Below are 792 nucleotides of genomic sequence, written 5' to 3'. Positions count from 1 at the left end.
TCGGTGTTCGCCCTCGTCTCCGGGACCCCGTGGATTCCGGAGGCGAGAGCCAGCAACGAGCCCAGGTGGTGCCGTGTACTGCGTGGTGTTACTCGTCGGGTTCGAAGGTGGATTCGCAGACACCGCAGGTGATGTCTCCTTCTTCGAGGACTGCTTTGGCGACGCGGATACGGCGTGGGCATTGGCATGCGCACGCGATGGCGTTGTTGTTGTTCTTCTTGGCCTGTCCACCAGTCATCTCGGGGTGGCGGTAGGCGATGAGCGCCTTCTTCAGATCGGTCAGGACGCTCTTGTAGGTGGCCGCTGTCTCGGCGCGGAGCGTGCAGGGTGACCAGCCGATGCGATCGTCCTTCTTCGTATCGAGGCCGAGTTCGGAGGCCAGCGCGGCGAACTTCTGGTTGTGCCAGCGGCCTTGGCGGCTGGTGTCTTTGATCTCGCGAACGTTCGCGAGCGCGTGTGCGGCTTCGTGGAGGAGGGTGGTGAAGACCTCTTCGACGGGTCGTTTGAGTCCTTCGCCGGACACGAGGACTTCGGCGAGGGCTTGTTCGCCGTGTTGCCAGCGGGCGGCTGCGAAGTGGCCGTATTTGGCTTGTTTGCTGGCGGTTCCGGAGCCGACGATGATCACGACGGCGGGGATCTCCTTGTGGTTGGTGCGGATTGCGGTCCAGGCTGCTTCGAGTGCGGAGACCAGTTCCGCGGTCGTATATTCGTGTTGACGTTTACGTGTCAGTCGCGCTTTCGGTGACCCGGTGCGAGTCGTCTTCGAGCCGGTAGGCGAGGTGGCCTTCTTGG

Annotated in this window: 1 pseudogene; it reads right to left on the bottom strand. The window is 62.9% G+C overall.

Features of this window, described 5'->3' with window-relative positions:
- Window positions 1–88: 88 nt before the first annotated feature.
- Window positions 89–792: pseudogene (locus tag ABD211_RS26440) on the bottom strand (RRQRL motif-containing zinc-binding protein); the annotation flags it as partial.

The sequence above is a fragment of the Luedemannella flava genome (assembly GCF_039528515.1).
In the GTDB taxonomy this organism is placed as follows: domain Bacteria; phylum Actinomycetota; class Actinomycetes; order Mycobacteriales; family Micromonosporaceae; genus Luedemannella; species Luedemannella flava.
This window is presented reverse-complemented; position numbering and strand designations above follow the sequence as displayed.